This is a genomic window from Mycolicibacterium bacteremicum (assembly GCF_002086115.1).
GTDB lineage: Bacteria > Actinomycetota > Actinomycetes > Mycobacteriales > Mycobacteriaceae > Mycobacterium > Mycobacterium bacteremicum.
Genome location: NZ_MVHJ01000002.1, coordinates 265,374 through 289,548 on the forward strand (window position 1 = coordinate 265,374; position 24,175 = coordinate 289,548).

Here is a 24,175-nt window from a genome sequence, read left to right on the forward strand (position 1 = left end):
CGATATTTGCCCGCTGCGACGGTATCGGGACATTGTGGTGACAAGCGCAGAACGCGGTCGCCAACCCGGTGTTGCTGCAGCGCAGCCGCGGATCCGCTTTGCTTGCCTGTTCAAGCGATTCCGGTTTGCTGAACTCGGCTGGTGACCTACTATCGCGCTCATGAGGGGTGGGCCAGCGGCGCCAAGTCGGCAGTGGTGCAAGCGATCTGAGATCTCCCGCTGGGCGTCCGCCGCCGCCATGGCCGCGGTGCGCTGAGGTGTCGACCGCCACCCCGGAGGCGCCGGCGTCCAAGGCATCGGCGGCACTCGCCTGGTACCTGGACCTGAATCCCGTCTACCGGGTCGTCATCCGGTGGCTGTTGATCATCGGCCTGACGCTCGTCGCGTTCTGGGATTCCTTTGCCAGCCTGGTCTACACCACCCGCGAGGGCGGGATCGGTGGCTATGTGTGGACGGTTCCGGTTGTCGCGTTGCTGGCGGCTCAGGGGGTAGCCCGGCGTAAACACACCGAACTTCCCATCCACGACCGGCAGACCGACTTCATCGTGGGCGCGATCGGCCTCGGCATGGCCATCCTCATCCAGGCGGCCCTGCTCGATCGCTACGCGCTGTACTTCCATGTGCTGCGACTCGATCTACTGGCGTGCTGGCTGTTTGTGGTCAGCAGTACCGTCATGCTGTTCGGTCTGCGACCGGTCATCAGATTCGCGTGGGTGTGGGCCGTCCTGACAATGGTCTTCGCGCTGCCCTACTACCTTGCCGTCATCGTGCTGGGAGGCGGGAGGCTCGCCGCCGCGGTGGCGACCCTGCTGATCGCGGCGATCGGCACCGGTATCGCCGTGGGCCGCACCTTCCGGCGCGGCATGTACGGATCGCTGGCCGCCTGGGTGGTCGGCTTCGCGATCATCCTGCTCATGGGACTGGTGGCCAGGAATTCACCGATGCTGGTCTACCAGCAGGTGCCGGCCATATCGGCGGTCTGCATCGTCGGCGGTTTCATGTACCTGCGGTCCCGCCGCGGAGTCCCGAAGCGGTTGTTGGACCGCAAGGTCGAACCGCTGGCCGCCAAAGAGGTCTGGTCCTCGGTGCCCATCCTGGTCATCGCCGCGGTCGCGCTCGCACTGTGCCCGCTGCCCGCCCAGACCACCACGGCGCCGATCAGCCGGACCACCCCGTTCAGTCTGGTACAGGGCCGACCGCTGCTCCCGCCGATCGGCTGGACGGTCATCGAACAGCAGGAGTACCCGCAGGTGCGTCGACTCTACGGAAATGATGCCGTGCTGGTCCGGCAGTACATGCTGGCCGATGCCGGTAACCCACAGTGGGACAAGCTGTCCCGGCCGCGCACCGTGGTGGTGGACAGCATCGTCAGCAAGCGGCCGTTTTCGTTCGGTACCTACCCGGCACGCATCGTCTACGGGCTCACCAGCGCCCGGATCAGCGGCCAGCGCCAGATCGATCTGGACATGGGTGTGCAGGGGAGAATGCTCTCGGTGGTCGACGACAATCTGCTCGTCACCTGGAACTCGATGCAATTCGCCTGGGGTGACCGGAATCTGGCGCAGCGGGTCACCGTGTTCGCCGTCGACAACCATGAGGCCGACGCGCCCTTCCCGACTCCGTCGACAAGCGTGATGTCCAACATCCGGACGCTGATCACCCTGCTGTTCCGCGGTAACGCCGTGCTCGACGAACGTACGCCGGTATTCAAGGACCAGGAACTGCTGCGCACCTTCACGCGCGGGTTGGTGGCCGCCCAATTCCGCTGACATTGCAACATGTTCCAGTTATTCATCAAAAGGACCGTTCATAACGAAATGGAAAGAATACGACCTTGAACCGGACCAGCCGCCTAGGCTCCGACAGGTGACCGCGCGTCCCATCTCGCTGATCGCTGCCGTTCTGGTCGTCGCGGTCGCCCCGTTTTCCGGTGTGGCATCGGCCGAACCGGAGGGTGAGAGTTCGCTGGCGAATTCGCCATCGCTGAGCCTGCGCACCCTCGGTGGTGATCCGACCATCGCGCTCTACGGGGTGGAGGGCGTGCAGACGGTGTCCATCCCGGTGCAGCCAGGCCTGCTGCCCACCGAACTCGATGCCACCGCGCTGCTGCCGGTCAACGCGGTCGGCGGCACGGTGGAGGTCAGCCAGGACGACCGGGTCATCTCACGGGTTCCGTTACCGGCCGACCGGGGCCGATTCGTCATCCCGCTGGTCGGCGCCCGCGTGGTGGACAACGCCGTGACCGTGCTGGTGCGCAGCTTCCTGTCGCTGCCCGACGGTTACTGCGTGTTCGACGCCAACAATCCGCTGCGGTTGACCGACACCGAAGTGCGTTATGCCGGCCAGGAGTTGGCGCCGACGACCATCGCCGACTTCCTGCCGCCGGTGCTGCGGAAGCTGACATTGTTCGTCCCGCGCGAGCCGTCCCCGGCGGAGTCCGATGCGGCCGTGCGGCTGGCCACCGCCACCGTGGCCCGGTACGGCACCCAGCGCACCGAGGTCGACATCGTGGAGGACGACGGCGCCGCGGTGCCCGCCCCGCAACCGCTGGAGCGTCAGATCATCGTGCGCGAGGGCGGTGCGCCCGGCTTGTCGCTGCAGGGCCCCAATGCGGTTCGGGCGCTGCTGATCTCCGGTGCCGCCGGTGACCTGGCCAACCAGGCACGCCTGCTGTCCAGTGAGCTGTCCCGGTTGGCCGTGCAGTCCGCCGCCGTGGCGGGTCCTCTCTCGGCGGTTCCCCGGCTGGCCGGCGACAGCACCACGATCAGGGCGCTGGGCCAGCCCGGCGTCAACGCGACGGCCCAGGTCAATCCGCGCGTGACCATCCCGCTGGATCAGACCCGGATGGGACGCTCGGTGCAGGGGGTGCGGGTGCACCTGCAAGGGTCCTACACCCCGCTGCCGGCCGCCATCGCCGGTCGTATCGTCGTCAGCATCGGCGGCGAGGTGCTCGACCAATGGGCCGCCGAGCCGAGCGGTGTCATCGACCGCTGGGTGGACGTACCGGATCGACTGCTGCAGCGCTACACCAATCTGGACGTGGCGCTCAACGCTGCGGGAAACACCGGCAGGTGCGGCGAGTTCCAGCCGATCACGCTCAACATCGACGGCGAGAGCCCGGTGCAGAGCGCGCCTGCCGACCCGCCCATTCCGCTGGGATTCCAATCGCTGCCCCAGGCCCTGATGCCGCGGATCGAGGTCGGGATCGGGGACGGAAGCTCGGTTGCCTTCGCCGATCTGCGCCGTGCCGTCTTGATCCTGATCGGGCTGCAGCGCCTCAGCGGATTGCCCTTCGACACCGCCGTGGTGTCCACGGCCGACGCCACCGCCTCGACGAACCCCGCCATCGTGGTGAGTGCGGACGGCTGGAACGACGAGAGCGTGACGCTGCCGGTCGCCGTCGATTCCGAGGGGGTCATCACCGTCGAGAACATCGACGGCACCGGTGGTTCCACCACCCTGGCACTCGATCCACTGGTCGGCTTCGGCTCCCTGCAGACCTTCTACAGCGGCGGCCGGACCCTGCTGGTGGCCACCTCGACCGACACCCCCGGTGAACTCGACCGGCTGTTGCAGTGGCTCGACGCGGACGCCACCCGCTGGTCCGGTCTGCAGGGCAATGCGCTCATCGCGGTGCCCGGTCGCGATGTCATCCAGTTGACGACGCCGGAGGCCGTCGAGCCACAGGCCGCCGCCGAGGACCGTGGTGGAAGGTACCTGGCCATCGGGGGCGTGGTGGTGGCGCTCGTGGTGGTCGGCGCGGCGGCAGTGGCGCTGCGCGCCCGGCGTTCCCGGGGCACCGCGGACCCGTCGTGAGTACGTCGGTCCGCCCCGGTCGCGGTGGTGTGGACCGGACGATCGACTGGTGGTACGGCCGGAGTCCGGCGTTGCGACTGTTGCTGCGGTGGACCCTGATCGCCGGGCTCACGGTGTGGGCGTTCCGGGAGAGTCTGCGGGATCTGTTGCACACCACGGCGGCCGGCGGACTGGTCGGATTCGTGTGGCTGCTGCTGCCGGCGGCCGCGGTGGCGGCCACCGGAATCGACCTGCGTCGCAGGCCCGGACCGCCCATCCACGACCGGCAGACCGACATCATCACCGGGACGATGTGTCTGGTGCTCGCGGTCGTGGTGGAGGGCGTTCTGGTACCGCGCTACGCAGAGTACTTCCACCTGCTGCGCCTCGACCTGCTGTCGATCTGGCTGTTCGTCCTGGGCTCGGCGGTCGTGCTGTTCGGGTTGCGCCCGGTCTCCCGGTACGGCTGGGTGTGGCTGATGCTCGCGTTCGCGTTCCTGCTGCCGTACCAGACGATGGTGATCGCCCTCGGTGGCGGGCGGTTCGCGGCCGGTCTCGCCGCGCTCGTCGTCGCTGCCACCGCCGCGGCGATCGCGGTGGGCCGCACACGGCGGCGCGCCGTGCTCGGCGCGGTTCTGACGTTCCTGGGCGGGCTGGCCGTCCTGATCGTCCTGACGTCACTGGTCGACGGTGTCCCGCTGCTGGTCTACCAGCTGCTGCCGGGTACGGCCGCAATGGTCGTGGTGTGTGGCCTCTTCCTCATCGGTGCCCGCCGGCACCGTCCGGAACTGACGCTGGTTCACCACCTCGGCCCGCTGGCCGCCGGACAGGTCTGGGGGGCGATACCTCTCGTGGTCGTTGTGGCTTTCGTGCTCGCCCTCATCCCGTTGCCCGAACAGCGCAGCGCCACCGACATCAGCCGGCCCGCGCCGGATGAGCTGAGCCCCGGCACCGGCCTGAGTGCGCCGCCGGGCTGGCGCGTCACCGGTGTCGAAGATTCCCCGGTGCAGGGCTTCTACGGCGACGGGGCCGTATTGGTGCGGCAGCGGATGGTCGCCGAGGTCGGCGACCCCAGGTTCGACAAGTTGTCAGCCCCCCGCACGTTGATGGTGGACAGCATCGTCAGCAGGCAGCCGTTCAGCTTCGACGCCTATCCGGGCCACATCTCCTACGACACCAGCGGAGCGCGGCTGAGCCGTCCGCGCACTGTGGACCTGGGCCACGAGGTCACCGGAAAGCTGATATCGGCCGTCGACGATCGGTTGCTGGTCACCTGGGACGTGCTGCGCTTCGCCTGGGGTTCGGCCGACGAGGACCAACTGGTGCAGATCTTCGCCGTGGACAACCACCTGCCCGATGCCCCCTTCCCGATGCCGGGGCATGGCCTGCCGTCCACGCTGCGCACCTTGTTCACGGTGCTTTTCCGGGGCAATACTGTTGCTGCGCAGCAGGATCCGTTGTTCAAGGATGCCGAGTTGCTCACCGAATTCGGCCGTGCGCTGGTGCAGACGCAGCTCGACGAAGCGGGGAGTGCCCGATGAAGTTCCAGGAGATCTTCGACGCCCACACCGTCACCGAGGAGCAGCGTCAGTACGCGCTCGACATGGCGATCAACGGGCTGCGGGACGACGATCCCCGCGCGTCGGCATCCAAACCCCTGCTCGGCTGGCAGAAGCCGGTGCTGCTGAGCCTGCTCGCGCTGGTGATCGCGCTGGCGATCTGGCGGCCCATGCAGACCGCGGTGCTGCTCATCGGTGTGTGCACCGCCGCCTACCTGCTGACGCTGGCCGACCGGGTGCTGATATTCCGTCGTGGGCTGGCCTCCCGGCCGATCACCGTCCCCGACGACGTGGCACGCGCAATTCCCGATGAGAATCTGCCGCGCTACACGATCCTGGTGCCGGCCTACAACGAACCGGAGGTGGTTGCCGACCTGATCGGCGCGATGGACGCACTGGAGTATCCCCGCGACAAGTTGCAGGTGCTGCTGCTGCTGGAGGCCGACGACCAGGTGACCATCGACGCTGCCCGGGCGTGCGGCGAGTCCGATGTGATCACCATTCTGCTGGTGCCACCGGCCGAACCGCGCACCAAACCCAAGGCGTGCAACTACGGGTTGCACTTCGCCACCGGAGACATCGTCACCATCTTCGACGCCGAGGATCTGCCCGAGCCCCTGCAGTTGCGCCGGGTGGTGGCGGCCTTCCGGGACCTACCCGACGACGTGGCCTGTGTGCAGGCAAAGCTCGTGTACCACAACGGTCATCAGAATCTGCTGACGGCGTGGTTCACCGCCGAGTACGGGCTGTGGTTCGGCTTCCTGCTACCCGGCATGATGGTCAGCACCTCACCGATACCGCTGGGCGGCACCTCGAACCACCTGCGGCGCGACATGCTGGTGGACATCGGTGCGTGGGATCCGTTCAACGTCACCGAGGACGCCGATCTGGGTCTGCGCATCGCGGCGCACGGACTGCACACCGCCGTTATCGACTCCTACACCCTGGAAGAGGCCAACAGCGACCCCATCAACTGGGTCCGCCAGCGATCCCGTTGGTACAAGGGCTATCTACAGACCTGGCTGGTGCACATCCGGCGCCCCATGAAGCTGTACCGGACGCTGGGGACCCGCAGTTTCATCCGGTTCACCCTGGTGCTGGCGGGCACCCCGATCATCGCCGTGCTGAACCTGCTGTTCTGGTTCATCACCGTGCTGTGGTTCCTCGGACAGCCCGCGGTGGTGGGCAGCATCTTCCCGCCCATCATCTATTTCCCGGCGCTGATCGCCATGATCATCGGCAACTTCACCGTCATGTACATGAACATGATCGCGCTACGCGAGGACGACCGGGCCGACCTGTTGCACGCGGCGCTGTCGGTGCCGCTGTTCTGGTTGATGATGAGCGTCGCGGCGGCCAAGGGTTGCTACCAGATGATCCGACAGCCCTCGTTCTGGGAGAAGACCTTTCACGGCCTGGCCGACAAGCCGGACGAGAAGACCGCCCACGAGCAGGCGGTGGGGTCGACATGACCGACCGCAGAATCAAGTTCGCGATCTTCTTCCTGGCCGTGACGGTCTATCTGGCGGTCGGGTGGTGGTTGCAGATCCGGCACGGATTCATCATGGGCGACACGCTGTCGCGCGTGGCCTCGACGCAGGCCGTGTTGTTCAGCCGCGATCCGCATCTGGCGGCCGTCGGCTTCATCTTCACCCCGGTGGCGGCCATGGTGCAGATCCCGGCGATCCTGTTCAGCGACATCTGGGCCGACCTGGCCGGGCGGGCCTTCTCCGGCACCCTGATGTCGAGCCTGTTCATGGCCGGCGCCGCGGTGCAGATCTTCAGCATGGGTTGTGATCGCGGCATACCGCGCGGCTATGCGCTGACGATCACCGCATTGTTCGCGTTCAACCCGATGATCGTGTTCTACGGCTCGAACGGGATGAGCGAGGCGCCCTTCATCTTCTTCATGACCTGGGCGGTGCGCCGGCTGATCATGTGGATGGTCGACGACGATGTGCACCACCTGGTGACCGCCGGCGGCGTCGCGATGGGCCTGGCCTACCTCACCCGGTATGACGCGTTGGCGTCGGTGGGGGCGGCCGGCCTGATCGTCGGTGTCACCACCTATCTGCGGGCGCGGACGCCGCCGCGGATCCGGCGCACCGTGATGGACATGCTGATCGTCAGCGGGCCGGGGGTGGCGGCCTTCCTGGGGTGGGCGGCGGCCGGCTGGCTGATCACCGGAGAGGCCTTCGCCCAGTTCACATCCCAGTACGGCAATGCTGCGATCCTGGAACAGTCCGGCCAGACCGCACCCACCTTCACCGACGGCATCGGATTCGCCGCCGTATGCGTCATGCTGCTGGCCCCGACACTGCTGCCGTTGGCGCTGTGGGCGGTGATGCAGCGCTGGGGCCGGCCGAACTGGCAGATGCTGGTGGTGCCGCTGGCCATGTACGGGGCGGTGCTGGGATTCCAGGCTGTCAGCTACGCGCAGGGTTCGACGTTCCCCTTCCTACGGTTCTTCATCATCGCCATTCCGATGGCCGCCACGCTGGCCCTGCTCGGTGTCCCCGACGGGGTGCCGGCTCCGGCGAAACGGCGGGGCCGGTATGCCCCGCCGGTAGCACCCACCGTCGACACCTCCAGGCGGTCGCCGGCGGTCTATGTCGCGGTCGCTGCGACGCTGGCCATCGGTATCCCGGTCACGGTGATCGGGATGGGCCGGTCCGACTATGCGCCCCAGGAATACGGACTGGGTGCCGTGGTGGCGCCGGAGCCCGACAACGTCACCGAGCACAAGGCCATCGAGCACCGGATCGCGCGCACCTTTCTCACCGAGCGTCGCATCGCCGCGCACCTGGATTCGCTGGACCTGCCGGACAGTTCGGTGATCACCGACACCGTCTACGGATTCGCGGTGCTGGCCGCCACGGACCGTCCGCGAGTGTTCGTGATCCCCTCCGATCCGGATTTCACGGAGTTGCTCAACGACCCGTCCGAGCGCGGCATCAAATATCTGCTCGCGGTGCCGCCGATCGGCCGCGGCGCCTCGGACGCGCTGAACCTGCGGTACCCGACGCTGTACGACACCGGGGCCGAGGTCGCGACTCTTGAGCTGGAGATCCCCAATGACGGCGACGGGCAACCGGATTGGCGTCTGTACCGGGTGAACGAGCCGACCGACGGCTGATTCCGGGGCGGCGGTGCCGGTGCGGGTGTACTCTCCGGGCGACGCCTAACCCGGGAGGGCCGATGACCGCTGAATTCCAGGGCACGATCGCACTCGACATCCGCGACTCGGAGGCAGACTGGGGGCCGTATGCCGCGCCCACCGCCCCCGCCGGCGCACCGAACGTGCTGTACCTGGTCTGGGACGATATCGGCATCGCCACCTGGGATTGTTTCGGCGGTCTGGTCGACATGCCCGCGATGACCCGCATCGCCGACAAGGGCGTGCGATTGTCCCAGTTCCACACCACGGCGCTGTGCTCACCGACTCGCGCGGCGTTGCTCACCGGCCGCAACGCCACCACCGTCGGGATGGCGACCATCGAGGAGTTCACCGACGGGTTCCCGAACTGCAACGGACGGATCCCGCGGGACACCGCGCTGTTGTCGGAGGTGCTCGCCGAGCGTGGGTACAACACCTACGCCGTCGGCAAATGGCACCTGACCCCGCTTGAGGAGTCGAATCTGGCCGCCACCAAGCGGCACTGGCCGCTCGGTCGCGGGTTCGAGCGGTTCTACGGCTTCCTGGGCGGTGAGACCGATCAGTGGTATCCCGAGCTGGTGTACGACAACCATCCGGTGCCTCCTCCGGCGGGGCCGGAGGAGGGGTATCACCTCTCCAAGGATCTGGCCGACCGGACCATCGAGTTCATCAAAGATGCCAAGGTGATCGCCCCGGACAAGCCGTGGTTCACCTACCTGTGCCCGGGTGCCGGACACGCACCGCACCATGTGTTCACCGAATGGGCCGATCGCTACAGCGGCACCTTCGACATGGGCTACGAGCGCTACCGGGAGATCGTCCTGGAGAATCAGAAGCGCCTCGGGATCGTCCCGGCCGACACCGAGTTGTCTCCGATCAACCCCTACCTGGATGTCAAGGGGCCCAACGGTGAATCGTGGCCGGCGCAGGACACGGTGCGGCCGTGGGACAGCCTCGATGACAGCGAGAAGCGACTGTTCGCGCGGATGGCCGAGGTGTTCGCCGGCTTCCTGTCCTACACCGACGCCCAGATCGGTCGGATCCTCGACTACCTCGATGAGTCCGGCCAATTGGACAACACCGTCATCGTGGTGATCTCGGACAACGGCGCCAGCGGTGAGGGAGGCCCCAACGGTACGGTCAACGAGGGCAAGTTCTTCAACGGTTATATCGACACCGTCGAGGAGAGCATGGGGTATCTCGATGTCCTGGGCGGGCCGCAGACGTTCAACCACTATCCGATCGGTTGGGCGATGGCGTTCAATACGCCGTACAAGCTTTACAAGCGGTACGCCTCGCACGAGGGTGGCATCGCCGACAGCGCGATCATCTCCTGGCCCGACGGTATCGACGCGCGCGGCGAGGTCCGCGACAACTATGTCAACGTCTGCGATATCACGCCCACGGTGTATGAGCTGCTGGGCGTGACGCCGCCGGATGAGGTCGGCGGCATCGCCCAGCAGCCGTTGGACGGCATCAGTTTCGCCGCCACGCTGAAGGACGCGAATATCAAGTCCGACAAGCGCATCCAGTACTACGGCATGCTGGGCACCCGGGGCATCTGGTACGACGGCTGGTTCGCCGGCACGGTGCACGCGGCCAGTCCGGCCGGCTGGAGTCACTTCGATGCCGATCGCTGGGAGCTGTTCCACATCGAATCCGACCGCAGCCAGTGCCGTGATCTGGCGGCCACGTATCCGGAGAAACTGGCTGAGCTGCAACAGCTCTGGTTCGACGAGGCCGCCAAGTACAACGGTCTTCCGCTGGGCGACCTCAACATCTTCGAGACGCTGAGCCGGTGGCGTCCGTATCTTTCCGGGGAGCGCACCAGCTACGCCTTCTACCCCGAGAATGCCGAAGTCGGCAGTGGCGCAGCGCCGGAACTGCGCGGCCGGTCGTTCTCGGTGTTCGTCGAGGTGACCGTCGACTCCGGTGACGCCCGGGGCGTGCTGTTCAAACACGGGGCCGGACACGGCGGACATGTGCTCTTCGTTGAGGGCGGGCAGCTGCACTACGTCTACAACTTCATGGGTGAGGACGAGCAGGCGGTGTCCTCGACCGCCGGGCTCCCGCTGGGGGCGCACATCGTGGGGGTCCGATACGAGCGCACCGGCACCGTCGAGAACAGTCACACCCCGCTCGGTGCGGTGACGCTCTACGTGGACGGCACGGCCGTCGCCACCCGCGACGGCGTGCGGACCCACCCGGGGAGCTTCGGCCTGGCCGGGGCGGGTATCAAGATCGGCAGCAATCCCGGTCAAGCCGTCAGCGCCGCGTACCGGGCCCCGTTCCCATTCACCGGTGGGACAATCGCCCAGGGAATCATCGACATCTCGGGAGCCCCGTACCTCGATGTGGAACGGGAACTGGCCCGGGCGTTTGCGAGGGATTGATCGTGGAGATGCGCGCCGGAATGGCGGTCCTGGCGCTGGCGTCGATGCTGGCGCCGGCCTGTACCCGCGCCGACGACGGAACGGCCGTACCCGCCGCGTCGGTCACCTCGGCGGCAACACCGCCTTCGACACCGGGGACGACCCCGGCGGGACCGTCCTCGGCGATCGCGCACCCGGATTTCGGTGTCGTCCCGACCAGCACACCAGTTCCGACCGGCGCGGTGACGTGCGAGTTCCCGCAGCGGCCCCCGGTGGGCATGACCGCGCAGATCGCCGATCCCGCGGCACCGGTCCTGACCATCGCGGTACCCGACGGCTGGTCGATGCAGGGCGGCACCGGTGACATCGGAGCGCAACTGACCGGGCCCACCGGGCTGTCGGCGCGGGTGACCATCGCCGCGACCACGCTGGATCCGCAGGCGGCGTTCGCCGACTATGCCGACCGGCTGACCGAGCGTGCGGCGGTCAGCTCGGTGAGCGTGCTGCCGGCCGAACTGTGTGCCTACAGCGGTCAGAAGCTGATGGGGACCCTCTCCGACGCCGGCGAGATGGCGACCGAGTACGTCGACCGGGTCCTGCACATCCCGACCACCGGAGGCGCCTACCTGGTCGCTGTGCATGTCGAAGCGCCGAGTGAGACAGCTGATTTCGACCCGATCAGCGCGCAGCTGACGCAGGACATCGAGGTCAGGATTCCGTGACCGAACTCGTCGAGTTACCCGCCGGCGCGTTCCGGATGGGGGAGGACCGTTTCTACCCCGAGGAGGCGCCGGTCCGCACCGTGCACGTGGATGCCTTCGCCATCGAGCGGCACCCCGTCACCAACGCCCAGTTCGCGCGGTTCGTCGAGGACACCGGCTATGTCACGATCGCCGAGCGTCCGCTGGACCCGGCGCTGTACCCGGGTGTCGCGGCCGCCGACCTGCAGCCCGGCGCGATGGTCTTCCGCCCGACGCCGGGCCCGGTCGATCTGCGCGACTGGCGGCAATGGTGGGACTGGGCCCCCGGGGCCGGCTGGCGGCACCCGTTCGGACCGGGGACCCGTGGCATGCCCGACCACCCTGTCGTGCAGGTGGCCTACGCGGACGCGCTGGCCTATGCCGGCTGGGCGGGGCGGCGGCTGCCGACCGAGACCGAGTGGGAGTACGCGGCACGGGCCGGGTCCGAGAGCATCTACCCGTGGGGCGACGACCCCCGCCCGGACGGCACGCCGATGGCCAACACCTGGCAGGGCAGGTTCCCGTTCCACAACGAGGGCGCCGCCGGCTGGGTGGGTACGTCGCCGGTCGGAACGTTCCCGCCCAACGGTTTCGGGTTGGTCGACATGATCGGCAACGTCTGGGAATGGACCAGCAGCGAGTTCACCGGCAGGGTGCCCAACCCGTGCTGTCTGCCCGCCGACGATCCCGGCGTGAGCCAGGCGCTCAAGGGCGGGTCGCACCTGTGCGCACCCGAGTACTGTCACCGCTACCGGCCGGCGGCGCGATCCCCACAGTCCCGGGATACCGCGACCACCCATATCGGGTTCCGCTGCGCCGCTGACCTGTGATGTCGGTGAGCTTACGTGCGGTCAGCGCACGAATCCTCACCGAAGTCGCAGAGGGGTGAGCGGCGATTTGGTGCAAAGCACGTGCTCACCTAGTATGTAGGGGTTGCCTCGGGCAGACCTCGGCTGGCTTGTGCAGTTTTCCTGTCAGCTCTGCGTGCCCTGAAGTGACAAAGACCGCGTACGTCCAGGTCGGTATCTGGCGTGCATACAAAACCAGGTCAGGAGATCGAGTGATTCAGCAGGAATCGCGGCTGAAGGTCGCCGACAACACGGGTGCCAAGGAGATCCTTTGCATCCGGGTTCTCGGTGGCTCGTCGCGGCGCTATGCCGGTATCGGCGACATCATCGTCGCGACCGTCAAGGACGCCATCCCCGGCGGCAACGTCAAGCGTGGCGATGTCGTCAAGGCGGTCGTGGTGCGCACCGTCAAGGAGCGCCGTCGCGCCGACGGCAGCTACATCAAGTTCGATGAGAACGCCGCGGTCATCATCAAGAACGACAACGACCCGCGTGGCACCCGCATCTTCGGCCCGGTCGGGCGCGAACTGCGCGAGAAGAAGTTCATGAAGATCGTTTCGCTTGCCCCGGAGGTGTTGTAAATGAAGGTGCACAAGGGCGACACCGTGCTCGTCATCTCCGGTAAGGACAAGGGCGCCAAGGGCAAGGTCATCGAGGCCTACCCGACCCGCGAGAAGGTCCTCGTCGAGGGCGTCAACCGGATCAAGAAGCACACCGCGCAGTCGCAGAACGAGCGCGGCGCATCCTCGGGCGGCATCGTCACCCAGGAGGCCCCCATCCACGTCTCCAACGTCATGGTCATCGACTCCGATGGCAACCCGACCCGCATCGGCTACCGCGTCGACGAGGAGTCCGGCAAGAAGGTTCGCGTCTCCAAGCGCAACGGCAAGGACATCTGAGAATGACCACTGTAGAAAACACCGCCAAGGTGCAGCCGCGGCTCAAGCAGCGCTACCGCGAGGAAATCAAGGACGCGCTGAACAACGAGTTCAACTACGCCAACGTGATGCAGATCCCGGGCGTGGTGAAGGTTGTCGTCAACATGGGTGTCGGTGACGCCGCCCGCGACGCCAAGCTGATCAACGGCGCCGTCAACGACCTGGCCCTGATCACCGGTCAGAAGCCCGAGATCCGCAAGGCTCGCAAGTCGATCGCACAGTTCAAGCTGCGTGAGGGCATGCCGATCGGTGCCCGCGTCACGCTGCGCGGCGACCGGATGTGGGAGTTCCTCGACCGCCTGGTCTCGATCGCCCTCCCGCGTATCCGCGACTTCCGTGGCCTGAGCCCCAAGCAGTTCGACGGCAGCGGAAACTACACCTTCGGCCTTTCCGAGCAGTCGGTGTTCCACGAGATCGACGTGGACTCCATCGATCGCCCCCGGGGCATGGACATCACCGTCGTCACCTCGGCGACGAACGACGACGAAGGCCGTGCGCTGCTGCGCGCTCTGGGCTTCCCGTTCAAGGAGAACTGAGCAATGGCAAAGAAGGCTCTGGTCAACAAGGCCAACAAGAAGCCCAAGTTCGCAGTGCGCGCCTACACCCGGTGCAACCGGTGCGGCCGGCCCCACGCGGTGTTCCGCAAGTTCGGCCTGTGCCGGATCTGCTTGCGTGAGATGGCACATGCGGGCGAGCTGCCCGGTGTGCAGAAGTCCAGCTGGTAACCAGCATTCATTACTGATTAACACGGTAGGCCCGGACTGGGAACCGCCGCGAGGAAGGTGAACCGGCTGTCATGACGATGACCGATCCCATCGCAGACTTCTTGACGCGTCTGCGTAACGCCAATTCGGCGTATCACGACGAGGTGACTCTGCCCCACTCGAAGATCAAGGCCAACATCGCCGAGATCCTCAAGACCGAGGGCTACATCTCCGATTACCGCACCGAGGATGCTCGGGTCGGCAAGGCACTCGTGGTGCAGCTCAAGTACGGCCCCAGCCGTGAGCGCTCCATCGCCGGCCTGCGCCGGGTCAGCAAGCCCGGCCTGCGGGTCTATGCAAAATCCACCAATCTGCCCCGGGTGCTCGGCGGCCTGGGCGTGGCGATCATCTCCACGTCCTCAGGTCTGCTCACCGACCGTCAGGCAGCTCGATCGGGCGTGGGCGGCGAAGTCCTCGCGTACGTCTGGTAGGGGGACGAGAACATGTCGCGTATTGGAAAGCAGCCGGTCCCGGTTCCCGCCGGGGTCGACGTCACCATCGAAGGCCAGAACGTCTCGGTGAAGGGGCCCAAGGGCACCCTGACCCTGGACATCGCCGAGCCGATCCAGGTGTCGCGCAACGACGATGGCGCCATCGTGGTGGACCGTCCGGACGACGACCGGCGCAGCCGCTCGCTGCACGGTCTGTCCCGCACCCTGGTGGCCAACCTGGTCACCGGTGTGACCGAGGGCTACACCCGCAAGATGGAGATCTTCGGCGTCGGCTACCGCGTCGCGCTCAAGGGTTCGAACCTGGAGTTCGCGCTCGGCTACAGCCATCCGGTCCTCATCGAGGCACCCGAGGGCATCACGTTCGCGGTCGAGACACCCACCAAGTTCTCGATCACGGGCATCGACAAGCAGAAGGTCGGCCAGATCGCCGCGGTGATCCGTCGTCTGCGTCGCCCCGACCCGTACAAGGGCAAGGGCGTGCGTTACGAGGGTGAGCAGATCCGCCGCAAGGTCGGAAAGACAGGTAAGTAACCCATGGCTACCACGAAGACTGAAGCTCCCATCCGGAAGCCGGTGGGGCAGAACATCTCCGAGACCCGTCGGAACGCCCGCATCCGCCGTCACGCGCGTCTGCGCAAGAAGGTCGAGGGCACCGCGGACACGCCGCGTCTGATGGTCAACCGGTCGGCGCGGCACATCCACGTGCAGCTGATCGACGACCTGGCCGGCGTGACCGTCGCGGCGGCATCGTCCATCGAGGCCGATGTCCGTGCGGTCGAGGGCGACAAGAAGGCACAGAGCGTGCGGGTCGGTCAGCTGATCGCCGAGCGCGCCAAGGCTGCCGGAGTCGAGACGGTCGTGTTCGACCGTGGCGGCTACACCTACGGTGGCCGGATCGCCGCGCTGGCTGACGCCGCGCGCGAAGGCGGGCTGAAATTCTGATGACTGACAACGAGAGGACTGCATGATGGCCGACCAGGCTGGCGCCGGTTCGGCGCAGGACAATCGCGGTGGCCGCGGCGATCGCGGCGGCCGGGGACGTGACGACCGCGGTGGTCGCGGTCGCGGCGACGACCGTGGCGAGAAGAGCAACTACATCGAGCGCGTCGTCACCATCAACCGCGTCTCCAAGGTGGTCAAGGGTGGTCGGCGCTTCAGCTTCACCGCGCTGGTCATCGTCGGTGACGGCAACGGCATGGTCGGTGTCGGCTACGGCAAGGCCAAGGAAGTTCCGGCCGCCATCGCCAAGGGTGTCGAAGAGGCTCGCAAGAACTTCTTCCGGGTTCCGCTGATCGGCGGGACCATCGTCCACCCGGTCCAGGGTGAGGCCGCAGCCGGTGTCGTCATGCTGCGTCCGGCCAGCCCCGGTACCGGTGTGATCGCCGGTGGTGCGGCGCGTGCGGTGCTGGAATGCGCCGGCGTGCACGACATCCTGGCCAAGTCGCTGGGCAGTGACAACGCGATCAACGTGGTGCACGCCACCGTTGCCGCGCTGAAGATGATCCAGCGTCCCGAAGAGGTGGCGGCCCGTCGCGGTCTGTCCATCGAGGACGTGGCCCCGGCCGGCATGCTGAAGGCACGCCGCGAGGCCGAAGCCGTTGCGGTCGCGGCGGCTCGTGAAGGAAGCGCATAGTCATGGCAGAGCTCAAGATCACCCAGGTGCGCGGAACCATCGGCGCACGCTGGAAGCAGCGCGAAAGCCTGCGGACGCTCGGGCTGCGGAAGATCCGCCAGTCCGTGGTCCGTGAGGACAACGACCAGACCCGAGGTCTGATCAAGACCGTGCACCACCTCGTCACGGTCGAGGAGGTCCAGTAATCATGAGTGTCATCAAGCTGCACGACCTGAAGCCGGCGCCCGGCTCGAAGACCAAGAAGACGCGTGTCGGTCGCGGTGAGGGCTCCAAGGGTAAGACCGCAGGCCGCGGTACCAAGGGCACCAAGGCCCGCAAGAACGTCCCCGCGGCGTTCGAGGGTGGCCAGATGCCGATCCACATGCGGCTGCCGAAGCTCAAGGGCTTCCGCAACCGCTTCCGGGTCGCCTATGAGGTCGTCAACGTCGGCGATATCGCCAAGGCGTTCCCCGAGGGTGGCACCATCGGTGTCGACGAGCTGGTCGGCAAGGGCCTGGTTCGCAAGAACTCGCTGGTGAAGGTGCTCGGCGACGGCAAGCTGGCCGTCAAGGTCGATGTCACCGCCAACAAGTTCAGCGGCAGCGCCCGCGAGGCCATCACCGCCGCGGGCGGTTCGGCCACCGAGCTGTAGGAAACACGCTTTACGTCAGAAGGCCCCTGCTTCGGCAGGGGCCTTTTGCGTTGTCGGAGTCCACGCGCCGAGTGTGAAACGTCGTCGGGAAGTCGGGCGAAGGGCCGTCGACGTTTCACACTCGGCGAACCCGCCGGGCCGAAACCCGCCGGTAGGCTCGAAAGATGTTCGGATTGTTGCCCAGCCTGCCCGGCCCCGACGACGTGCGCGACCTGTTCCGCAAGGTCGACACCGCCCGCCACGGCGGCGTCCCGCGCGGATGCGTGCTCGAACTCGATCTGCAGATTGCCCCGCCCGAGACCGTCGGCTTCGACCCGTTGACGCTGATCAACCTGGGCGGTAAACCCTTGACGCTGCGCCAGGCAGTCGCCGCCATCCACCGGGCCGCCGAGGACGACCGGATCGCCGGGCTGATCGGGCGGGTGCAACTGGCCGCCGCCCCACCCGGGCCGATCCAGGAACTGCGCGACGCCATCGCCGCGTTCGGCGCGAAGAAGCCGACGCTGGCGTGGGCCGAGACCTACCCGGGCACGCTGTCCTACTACCTGGCCTCGGCATTCCGCGAGGTGTGGATGCAGCCCTCGGGCACCGTCGGCCTGATCGGATTCGCCACCAGCGCACTGTTCCTGCGCGACGCGCTCGGCAAGGCCGGGATCGAGGCGCAGTTCGTCGCGCGTGGCGAATACAAGTCCGCGGCAAACCTTTTCACGCAGAACAGCTACACCGACGCCCATCGGGAAGCCGACGCCGCCATGATCGGCAGTCTGCATCGGCAGGTGCTCGACGCGGTGGCCGCCGCCCGTGGGCTCGAGGTCGCCACCGTCGACCTGCTCGCCGACAAGGCGCCGCTGCTGCGCGATGAAGCCCTGTCCGCCAGCCTGATCGACCGCATCGGCTTCCGGGACGAGGCCTACGCGCGGATGAGCGCACTGGCCGGCGCCGCCGCGACCGCCGACGGTGCCGATACCGCGCCGCGGATGTATCTGTCCCGCTACGCCCGGGCCGGCGCCGCTACACCGGTTCCGCCCCTCCCGGGCCGCAAGAGGCCCGCGATCGCCGTGGTCACGTTGCACGGACCGATCGTCAGCGGCCGCGGCGGACCGCAGGTGCTGCCGTTCGGTAATTCCAGTGCCGGCGGTGACACCATCGCCGCCGCCCTGCGCGAAGCGGCCGCGGATGACGAGGTGGCCGCGATCGTGCTGCGCGTCGACAGTCCCGGCGGCTCGGTGACGGGCTCGGAGACGATCTGGCGCGAGGTGGTGCGGGCGCGGGAGGCCGGCAAGATCGTGGTCGCATCGATGGGCTCGGTCGCGGCATCGGGCGGCTACTACGTCTCGATGGCAGCTGATGAGATCGTCGCCAACGCAGGCACCATCACCGGGTCCATCGGCGTGGTCACCGGCAAGCTGATCTCGCGCGAGCTCAAGGACAAGCTCGGCATCGGGTCGGACACGGTGCGCACCAACGCCAATGCCGACGCCTGGTCGGCCGACGCACCGTTCACCCCGGAGCAGCACGCCCAGGTCGAAGCGGAAGCCGACCTGTTCTACACCGACTTCGTCGAGCGGGTTGCCCAGGGCCGCAACATGACCACCGAGGCGGTCGAGGCCGTCGCCCGCGGTCGCGTGTGGACCGGAGCCGACGCCGCCGAGCGCGGCCTGGTCGACACCCTGGGTGGCCTGCACACGGCCGTCGAGCGCGCCAAGGAGCGTGCCGGACTGGGCGCCGACGCGCAGGTGCGGGTGCTCAACTATCCGGGCTCGTCGGTGCTGGACATGTTGCGCCCCAAGCCATCCTCGCAGCCGGCGGCGGCATCCCTGCCGCAGGCGGTCGGAGCACTGCTGGGCCAGTCGGTGGTGGGGGTCTTCGATCAGGCCGAACGCGCGCTCACCGGGGTGAACGCCATGTGGTTGGGCGAGCACCGGTTCTGAACTTGGCCTACCGTGTGATGGCCTGCGCCGGATGGGTCTATCGTTATCGCGGCGAAGACGGTCGAGCGGAAGGCGGGCTGAGTGAGCAGTTCGCCGGTAACCCTGGCCATCGTCAACGACTATGAACTCATAGTCGCGGGTCTGGCCGCGTTGCTGCGGCCCTATGCAGACCGCGTGCGCATCGTCGAACTCGATGCACGCACCGAGGTACAGGCCGATGTCGACATCATCATCTGGGACACCTTCGCCGCCGCGCAGGGTGACCGGGTGGACGTCACCGACCTGACGGGCCGCAACCACGGCGGCCGGGTGGTGGTGTACTCCTGGAACATCGACCAATTGCTGATCGATCGCTCGCTGGCCGGCGGAGTCCACGGCTACCTCGCCAAGTCGCTGCCGGTGGACCGGCTGGTGGACTGCCTGGAGCGCATCCACGCCGGCGAGACCGTGGTGGAGCGCGGCGACGGAACCATGTCGATGCCGATGGCCTGGCCCGGCCAGGATCTGGGGCTGTCCGCCCGCGAGGCCGAGGTGTTGGCGCTGATCACCCAGGGTCGGACCAACAACGAGATCGCCGAATCCTGCTACCTGTCCATCAACACGGTGAAGTCGATCGTGCGCTCGGCCTACCGCAAACTCGGGGTGACGCGGCGATCGCAGGCCGTCGCCTGGGGGGTCACGCACAATTTCCGACCCGAAGAGACGCGGATACACCCCTAAGGGTGTAGCCCGGCGGCGGCACGGCCGCGTTGAATCGACGTAGTGCTGGACCTCGTCGATCGACATCTGCAGGAAAGCCTGTCGGTGCCCACCGACAGGCCGATCGAGGTGTCCGCTGCGTTGAGGATCGCCACGCATCTGTCCGCCCATCGGCCCGGCGGAGGCAGGACATTCGAGTATCTGCAGGTGCTGGCGACACTGGGTTTCGTCGATGCATCACTGGCCCGCATCGTCGAGCCCCACCTGGATGCACTGGCGATCCTGGACCAGGCCGGGGCACCTGTCGACGACGGCTCGACCTGGGGTGTGTACGCCGCACACGCGCCGGGCTTCGCGTTGAGCGCACGGCAGGGCGCCGACGGCTGGTTGCTGTCCGGGACCAAGCCGTGGTGCTCGCTGGCCGGCCGCCTTTCGCACGCAGTGGTCACGGCCGAGGCTCCCGACGGGGGCCAGCGCGCCTTTGCCGTGAGGCTAGATCCGCGTCACGTCGAAGTGATTCCTACGCAATGGGTTTCACGTGGACTGGCATTGATACCGAGCGGACCCATCGCGGTGGACCAACTGCCGGCGACGCCGCTCGGTGGTTCCGGCTGGTACGTCGACCGGCCTGGATTCGCCTGGGGCGGAATCGGAGTCGCTGCGGTCTGGTTCGGTGTGGCGTTGGCGTTGCGTGCGCAGATGTTACGACATGTCACCAGGCGGGCCGTGCAGCCGATAGCGGCCGCGCAGCTCGGTGGTGTGGACGAGGAGATGTTCGCCGCTGCCACCTGCCTTTCGTACGCCGCGCAGGCCGTGGATGCCGGCACCGGTTCCCCTGGGCTGCTGGCACAACGGGTGCGGGCTGTCGTGGCCCGCACATGTGAGAACACGTTGCGGACAGCCGGCCATCTGCTCGGGCCGGGGCCGCTGGTCGGCGACGAGCAGTACGCCCGTCGGGTGGCCGATCTCGGTGTCTATCTACGCCAGCATCACGGTCCACGCGATCTCGCGTATCTGGGCGAGCTCTGCATTGCCGACCAGGAGGAGATCCATGATTGAGGCCCGGCAGTTCACCCATCGGGACGACGGGACCGACGAGGCGACGTGGCTGCTCGCGCCCGGGTGGGACGGCGTTCCCAGGCTCGATCTGTCGGCCATCGTCAAGGGGTGCTCGCGGGTTGTCGTCGTGGCGCCGCATCCTGACGACGAGACGCTCGCACTCGGAGCGACCTTGGCGGATCTGAGCGCACGCAATGTCGATGTCACTGTGGTGTTTGCCACCCACGGCGGCAGCGGGCCGCGTTCCACGCCCCGTCGCACCGAGGGGGACCGCGCCATTGCGACGCTGGGCTCCGAGATGTCCGCGGTGTGGTGCGACCTGCCCGACGGCGGTTTGGACGGGGCCGCGCCCGATCTGGCGGAGTCGCTTGGGAAGCTGATCGATGCCGACACGGTGGTTTTCGCCCCCGTCGAATGTGATGGGCATTCCGATCACGAGGCGGCCGCACGGGTGGCGGCCGGCGTGGCCCGCGAGAATGACGCCGTGCTACTGCACTATCCGATCTGGCTGTGGCACTGGGCGACTCCGGCCGATGTGGACTGGTCCCGGTTGCGGACGCTGTCGCCCTCGCTGGCGGCGCTGCGCTCGAAGGCATCTGCGATCGACTGTTACACGAGTCAGTTGACCGCCCGAGACGACCGACCGATCGTGGGGCCCGCGGTCCTTCGGCGTGCGCATCGGGTGTTCGAGACCGTGCTGATCCCGCAGGATCCGGTTCTGGCGGCCCGCGTCGTCGGCGAGGTCGACGGCGGGCGCGACCGCAGCGACGTCGCAGAGCCGTTCGACGCGATGTTGGCCGGAGGCGAAGAAGATCCTTGGCACCTGGACGATTTCGCCTACGAGCGGCGTCGTCTGTCCCTGGTCTTGGCTTGTCTGGGTCGCGAGCGCTATCAGCGCGTCCTCGAGGTCGGGTGCGCTACCGGTCAACTGTCCGAGGAGCTGACCGGTCGCGCGGACACGGTCGTCGCGATCGACGCCAGCGAACGCGCACTGGCCGTGGCGCGCCGTCGAACCGACGCGGTGCGCTGGATCTGCGGCGCGGCTCCGCGAGACCTACCGGACGAAACGTTCGACGCGATCATTCTGTCGGAGATCGGCTATTTCCTCGACGGTCCGGACCTGACGGCGACGCTGCGGGCGGTGCGCCGGAATCTGACCGCCCGCGGCGAGATCGTGCTGGCGCATTGGCGCGGCCCGACGGACGGAATCCCGCTCGACGGCAGAGCCGTTCACGAGCAGGCGGCAGCGCTGCTCGATCTCCCGCTGCGGGCCCGATATGAGGATGTGGATCTGATCGTGGAGGTATGGGGCGAACCGGTCTCGGTCTACCGGGAGTATCGGGGAGCGTCATGAGCGCCATCCGACATGTCGAGGTGGTGATACCGGCTCAGGATGAGCAGGAGCGCATCGGCGACTGCGTCGGCAGTGTCTCCGCCGCGGTCGACGCCCTGCGCAGCGAGAGGCCGGAGATCTCCTGCGGGATCACGGTGGTCCTGGACTGCTGTACCGATGACACCGGCGCGGTCGCGCTCGAACTCGGCGCACGCCTGCTGAGCAGTGACGCATGCCAGGTCGGCGCCGCTCGGCAGGCCGGCACGGCGGATGCCATCGACCGTGCAGCGGCATCGGGTATCGACGCTTCTGCGCTGTGGATCGCGTGTACGGATGCCGACACCGTGGTGCCGCGGCACTGGCTGAGCCGGCAGATCGAGTTCGCCGGCAACGGCAATGACGCCGTCATCGGAACGGTGACCCCGACTGACGTCAGTCCAGAGGTCTATCGACGGTGGCTTCGTGAACACGACCTGACCGAGGGGCACAGCCATGTGCACGGAGCCAATCTGGGTTTCACCGCTGATGTGTACCTGCGGGCGGGTGGCTTCCGGCAATCGGAGAGCCGAGAGGATGTCGGACTGGTCGAGCGTATCCGGGTCTTGACGTCACGCTGGGTTGCGACCCACGAGACCAGTGTGCGGACATCTGGCCGGACGGAGTCCCGGGTCCAGGGTGGATTCGCCTCTTTCCTGGGCGAACTGAGCGCGGAGGCAACCTGATGCGCATCGTCGTCATCGGCCCGTCGCGGAATCCCGTCTGTCAGCCCTACGCCGGGGGGCAGGAGCGGTTCACCGCGATGCTCGCAGCCGGTCTGCACGACCGCGGCCACTGGGTGGAGATGTGGGCCCGCCACGGAACCGACCCGTCGCTCGCGGACCGGGTGCACGTGATGCCGGATACTCCTGCGCTATCACAGATCGCGTCGTCGGACCCGAACCTGCCCGAACCGGACTTCCTCAGCGATCAGGTGGCATATCTCGCGGTGATGCGGGACCTGTTGTCTCGGAATGACTTCGACATCGTTCTCAACCAGAGTCTGCACCAATTGCCGTTGGCGTTGAGCACCGTGTTGCCGATTCCGACGGTGACCACCCTGCACACCCCGCCGTTCCCGTGGATGGAGGTGGGTGCGTGGCTTGCCGGTTCGTCCTCGCACATGGTGGCGGTCAGTGCGGCGTTGCGCGAGCAGTGGGCGACTCTCGACCGGGTCCAGGTCATCGCCAACGGTGTCGATCCAGGGGTCTTCGCCTTCGGTGGCGGCGGTGACGCACTGGCCTGGGCCGGACGGTTGATCCCTGACAAGGGCGCCGACATCGCGATCCGGGCGGCTCGGCATGCGGGCGTCGGTCTGCGGCTGGCCGGCCCGATCGGAGTCGGCGACTGGTTCCACGAGGTGATCGCGCCCCGACTGGGTGACGGTGTCGAGTACGTCGGTGCAGTCGACGACTCCGGGTTGGCCGAGTTGTACGGCAGCAGCCTGGCGACATTGGTGACGCCCCGCTGGGAGGAGCCGTTCTGCCTGGTGGCCGCGGAATCCCAGATGTGCGGTACGCCGGTGGTCGGCTTGCGCCGCGGCGGTCTGCCCGAGGTTGTCCTCGGCTCGGGCGGGGTGCTGGTGGATCCCGGTCCGGGCGCGGCCGGCCGGCTGGCTGCAGCCGTCGAGACCGTTGCCGCAACCGACCGGCGTCTGGTGGCCGAGTCGGCGCGCGCGCACTTGACCCATGACCTGACGGTGGACAACTACGAGAAGTTGCTCTCCGCCGCAAAACGTTCGAACGGACTGGAGGTGCCGATGATGCGAGCTTCGCACGGATGCATGGGAGGCTTCGATGGCTAGCGGAGTGCACTGCGACATCGAGGAGCACCGTCGCGGGGAGGTGGCCGTGGTGGCCGTCACCGGCACGGTGGATTCGGTGACCACACCGCAACTGGAGGCCGCCATCGCCACCGCCGCTGCCAACCGGCCCGCCGCGGTGGTGGTCGATCTTCTCGCGGTGGACTTCCTGTCCTCCACCGGGATGGGTGTGCTGATGGCTGCCCACGCCGATATCACCCCGGCGATCCGGTTCGCCGTCGTCGCCGACGGACCAGCGACCAGCCGTCCGCTCAAACTGGTGGGGATCGCCGATGTCGTCGGGCTGTACGCCAACCTCGACGAGGCGATCGACGCGGTGACCAGCGGAGGCGTTTAGCCGTCCGAACGACCGGGCACAGCTCACAGAGGTGGTACGCCGAGCGGTGCGTAGAAGGCGTACGCGGTG

25 protein-coding genes are annotated in these 24,175 nt (G+C 67.4%); all 25 read left to right on the forward strand.

Annotation, left to right across the window (positions count from 1 at the left end; translation table 11 throughout):
* Positions 1-257 precede the first annotated feature (257 nt).
* Positions 258-1,769 (forward strand): phosphatidylglycerol lysyltransferase domain-containing protein, encoded by a 1,512-nt coding sequence (locus BST17_RS03600; protein WP_083055554.1) that lies wholly within the window; start codon positions 258-260, stop codon positions 1,767-1,769.
* A gap of 97 nt (positions 1,770-1,866) precedes the next feature.
* Positions 1,867-3,816 carry a cellulose biosynthesis cyclic di-GMP-binding regulatory protein BcsB gene (locus BST17_RS03605; RefSeq protein ID WP_083055555.1) on the forward strand — a complete coding sequence of 650 codons (1,950 nt, stop codon included), beginning with the start codon at positions 1,867-1,869 and terminating at the stop codon, positions 3,814-3,816.
* Positions 3,813-5,336 carry a hypothetical protein gene (locus BST17_RS03610; protein ID WP_083055556.1) on the forward strand — a complete coding sequence of 508 codons (1,524 nt, stop codon included), beginning with the start codon at positions 3,813-3,815 and terminating at the stop codon, positions 5,334-5,336. The genes BST17_RS03605 and BST17_RS03610 overlap by 4 nt, the downstream gene beginning before the upstream one ends.
* Positions 5,333-6,826, forward strand: a complete 1,494-nt coding sequence (locus BST17_RS03615) for a glycosyltransferase (RefSeq protein ID WP_083055557.1) — start codon at positions 5,333-5,335, stop codon at positions 6,824-6,826. The genes BST17_RS03610 and BST17_RS03615 overlap by 4 nt, the downstream gene beginning before the upstream one ends.
* A complete protein-coding gene (locus BST17_RS03620; RefSeq protein ID WP_083055558.1) occupies positions 6,823-8,490 on the forward strand; it encodes an ArnT family glycosyltransferase in 1,668 nt (555 codons plus the stop codon). Before BST17_RS03615 ends, BST17_RS03620 begins: the two co-directional genes overlap by 4 nt.
* A 62-nt stretch (positions 8,491-8,552) precedes the next feature.
* On the forward strand, positions 8,553-10,904 hold the full coding sequence (locus tag BST17_RS03625) for an arylsulfatase (RefSeq protein ID WP_083055559.1): 2,352 nt from the start codon (positions 8,553-8,555) through the stop codon (positions 10,902-10,904).
* Positions 10,905-10,912: 8 nt separating this feature from the next.
* Positions 10,913-11,605 carry a hypothetical protein gene (locus BST17_RS03630; RefSeq protein WP_083055672.1) on the forward strand — a complete coding sequence of 231 codons (693 nt, stop codon included), beginning with the start codon at positions 10,913-10,915 and terminating at the stop codon, positions 11,603-11,605.
* A 35-nt stretch (positions 11,606-11,640) separates the two neighbouring features.
* A complete protein-coding gene (locus BST17_RS03635; RefSeq protein ID WP_083055671.1) occupies positions 11,641-12,453 on the forward strand; it encodes a formylglycine-generating enzyme family protein in 813 nt (270 codons plus the stop codon).
* A gap of 230 nt (positions 12,454-12,683) precedes the next feature.
* Positions 12,684-13,052 carry a 50S ribosomal protein L14 gene (rplN, locus tag BST17_RS03640; RefSeq protein ID WP_018601827.1) on the forward strand — a complete coding sequence of 123 codons (369 nt, stop codon included), beginning with the start codon at positions 12,684-12,686 and terminating at the stop codon, positions 13,050-13,052.
* Entirely contained in the window at positions 13,053-13,370 is a 318-nt protein-coding gene (gene rplX / locus BST17_RS03645) for a 50S ribosomal protein L24 (RefSeq protein WP_019511000.1), read from the forward strand. It abuts the gene before it with no gap.
* 2 nt (positions 13,371-13,372) lie between these two features.
* The gene (gene rplE / locus BST17_RS03650) at positions 13,373-13,945 is read left to right on the forward strand and encodes a 50S ribosomal protein L5 (protein WP_083055560.1); all 573 of its coding nucleotides are present in this window, start codon (positions 13,373-13,375) and stop codon (positions 13,943-13,945) included.
* Between the two features lie 3 nt (positions 13,946-13,948).
* Entirely contained in the window at positions 13,949-14,134 is a 186-nt protein-coding gene (locus tag BST17_RS03655; RefSeq protein WP_019510998.1) for a type Z 30S ribosomal protein S14, read from the forward strand.
* Between the two features lie 71 nt (positions 14,135-14,205).
* Positions 14,206-14,604 (forward strand): 30S ribosomal protein S8, encoded by a 399-nt coding sequence (gene rpsH, locus BST17_RS03660; RefSeq protein WP_019510997.1) that lies wholly within the window; start codon positions 14,206-14,208, stop codon positions 14,602-14,604.
* A gap of 12 nt (positions 14,605-14,616) precedes the next feature.
* The gene (gene rplF, locus BST17_RS03665) at positions 14,617-15,156 is read left to right on the forward strand and encodes a 50S ribosomal protein L6 (protein WP_083055561.1); all 540 of its coding nucleotides are present in this window, start codon (positions 14,617-14,619) and stop codon (positions 15,154-15,156) included.
* A 3-nt stretch (positions 15,157-15,159) separates the two neighbouring features.
* Positions 15,160-15,567: a 50S ribosomal protein L18 gene (rplR, locus tag BST17_RS03670; RefSeq protein ID WP_109749978.1), complete on the forward strand. Its 408-nt coding sequence runs from the start codon at positions 15,160-15,162 to the stop codon at positions 15,565-15,567.
* Between the two features lie 25 nt (positions 15,568-15,592).
* Positions 15,593-16,258: a 30S ribosomal protein S5 gene (gene rpsE / locus BST17_RS03675; RefSeq protein WP_081843412.1), complete on the forward strand. Its 666-nt coding sequence runs from the start codon at positions 15,593-15,595 to the stop codon at positions 16,256-16,258.
* 2 nt (positions 16,259-16,260) lie between these two features.
* Positions 16,261-16,443, forward strand: a complete 183-nt coding sequence (gene rpmD, locus BST17_RS03680) for a 50S ribosomal protein L30 (RefSeq protein ID WP_083055563.1) — start codon at positions 16,261-16,263, stop codon at positions 16,441-16,443.
* A 2-nt stretch (positions 16,444-16,445) separates the two neighbouring features.
* A complete protein-coding gene (gene rplO / locus BST17_RS03685; protein WP_083055564.1) occupies positions 16,446-16,889 on the forward strand; it encodes a 50S ribosomal protein L15 in 444 nt (147 codons plus the stop codon).
* A 164-nt stretch (positions 16,890-17,053) separates the two neighbouring features.
* A complete protein-coding gene (gene sppA / locus BST17_RS03690; protein WP_083055565.1) occupies positions 17,054-18,820 on the forward strand; it encodes a signal peptide peptidase SppA in 1,767 nt (588 codons plus the stop codon).
* Between the two features lie 81 nt (positions 18,821-18,901).
* The gene (locus tag BST17_RS03695) at positions 18,902-19,540 is read left to right on the forward strand and encodes a helix-turn-helix transcriptional regulator (RefSeq protein WP_083055566.1); all 639 of its coding nucleotides are present in this window, start codon (positions 18,902-18,904) and stop codon (positions 19,538-19,540) included.
* A gap of 42 nt (positions 19,541-19,582) precedes the next feature.
* Complete coding sequence (locus BST17_RS29190) at positions 19,583-20,578, forward strand: acyl-CoA dehydrogenase family protein (RefSeq protein ID WP_083055567.1); 996 nt, start codon at positions 19,583-19,585, stop codon at positions 20,576-20,578.
* Complete coding sequence (locus tag BST17_RS03705) at positions 20,571-21,932, forward strand: bifunctional PIG-L family deacetylase/class I SAM-dependent methyltransferase (protein WP_083055568.1); 1,362 nt, start codon at positions 20,571-20,573, stop codon at positions 21,930-21,932. Before BST17_RS29190 ends, BST17_RS03705 begins: the two co-directional genes overlap by 8 nt.
* On the forward strand, positions 21,929-22,633 hold the full coding sequence (locus BST17_RS03710; RefSeq protein ID WP_083055569.1) for a glycosyltransferase family 2 protein: 705 nt from the start codon (positions 21,929-21,931) through the stop codon (positions 22,631-22,633). Before BST17_RS03705 ends, BST17_RS03710 begins: the two co-directional genes overlap by 4 nt.
* Positions 22,633-23,751 (forward strand): glycosyltransferase, encoded by a 1,119-nt coding sequence (locus BST17_RS03715; protein ID WP_083055570.1) that lies wholly within the window; start codon positions 22,633-22,635, stop codon positions 23,749-23,751. The genes BST17_RS03710 and BST17_RS03715 overlap by 1 nt, the downstream gene beginning before the upstream one ends.
* Positions 23,744-24,106: an STAS domain-containing protein gene (locus BST17_RS03720; protein ID WP_083055571.1), complete on the forward strand. Its 363-nt coding sequence runs from the start codon at positions 23,744-23,746 to the stop codon at positions 24,104-24,106. The genes BST17_RS03715 and BST17_RS03720 overlap by 8 nt, the downstream gene beginning before the upstream one ends.
* The last annotated feature ends 69 nt before the right edge of the window (positions 24,107-24,175 follow it).

Bases quoted from the DNA above. Each gene is read 5' to 3' on its own strand.
- rplO (WP_083055564.1), top strand. From the start codon at position 16,446: ATGAGTGTCATCAAGCTGCACGACCTGAAGCCGGCGCCCGGCTCGAAG.
- sppA (WP_083055565.1), top strand. From the start codon at position 17,054: ATGTTCGGATTGTTGCCCAGCCTGCCCGGCCCCGACGACGTGCGCGAC.
- BST17_RS03615 (WP_083055557.1), top strand. From the start codon at position 5,333: ATGAAGTTCCAGGAGATCTTCGACGCCCACACCGTCACCGAGGAGCAG.
- BST17_RS03655 (WP_019510998.1), top strand. From the start codon at position 13,949: ATGGCAAAGAAGGCTCTGGTCAACAAGGCCAACAAGAAGCCCAAGTTC.
- rpsE (WP_081843412.1), top strand. From the start codon at position 15,593: ATGGCCGACCAGGCTGGCGCCGGTTCGGCGCAGGACAATCGCGGTGGC.
- BST17_RS03635 (WP_083055671.1), top strand. From the start codon at position 11,641: ATGGGGGAGGACCGTTTCTACCCCGAGGAGGCGCCGGTCCGCACCGTG.
- BST17_RS03630 (WP_083055672.1), top strand. From the start codon at position 10,913: ATGCGCGCCGGAATGGCGGTCCTGGCGCTGGCGTCGATGCTGGCGCCG.
- rplR (WP_109749978.1), top strand. From the start codon at position 15,160: ATGGCTACCACGAAGACTGAAGCTCCCATCCGGAAGCCGGTGGGGCAG.
- rpmD (WP_083055563.1), top strand. From the start codon at position 16,261: ATGGCAGAGCTCAAGATCACCCAGGTGCGCGGAACCATCGGCGCACGC.
- rplE (WP_083055560.1), top strand. From the start codon at position 13,373: ATGACCACTGTAGAAAACACCGCCAAGGTGCAGCCGCGGCTCAAGCAG.
- BST17_RS03705 (WP_083055568.1), top strand. From the start codon at position 20,571: ATGATTGAGGCCCGGCAGTTCACCCATCGGGACGACGGGACCGACGAG.
- rplF (WP_083055561.1), top strand. From the start codon at position 14,617: ATGTCGCGTATTGGAAAGCAGCCGGTCCCGGTTCCCGCCGGGGTCGAC.
- BST17_RS03710 (WP_083055569.1), top strand. From the start codon at position 21,929: ATGAGCGCCATCCGACATGTCGAGGTGGTGATACCGGCTCAGGATGAG.
- BST17_RS03620 (WP_083055558.1), top strand. From the start codon at position 6,823: ATGACCGACCGCAGAATCAAGTTCGCGATCTTCTTCCTGGCCGTGACG.
- rplX (WP_019511000.1), top strand. From the start codon at position 13,053: ATGAAGGTGCACAAGGGCGACACCGTGCTCGTCATCTCCGGTAAGGAC.
- BST17_RS03625 (WP_083055559.1), top strand. From the start codon at position 8,553: ATGACCGCTGAATTCCAGGGCACGATCGCACTCGACATCCGCGACTCG.
- rpsH (WP_019510997.1), top strand. From the start codon at position 14,206: ATGACGATGACCGATCCCATCGCAGACTTCTTGACGCGTCTGCGTAAC.
- BST17_RS03715 (WP_083055570.1), top strand. From the start codon at position 22,633: ATGCGCATCGTCGTCATCGGCCCGTCGCGGAATCCCGTCTGTCAGCCC.
- BST17_RS03720 (WP_083055571.1), top strand. From the start codon at position 23,744: ATGGCTAGCGGAGTGCACTGCGACATCGAGGAGCACCGTCGCGGGGAG.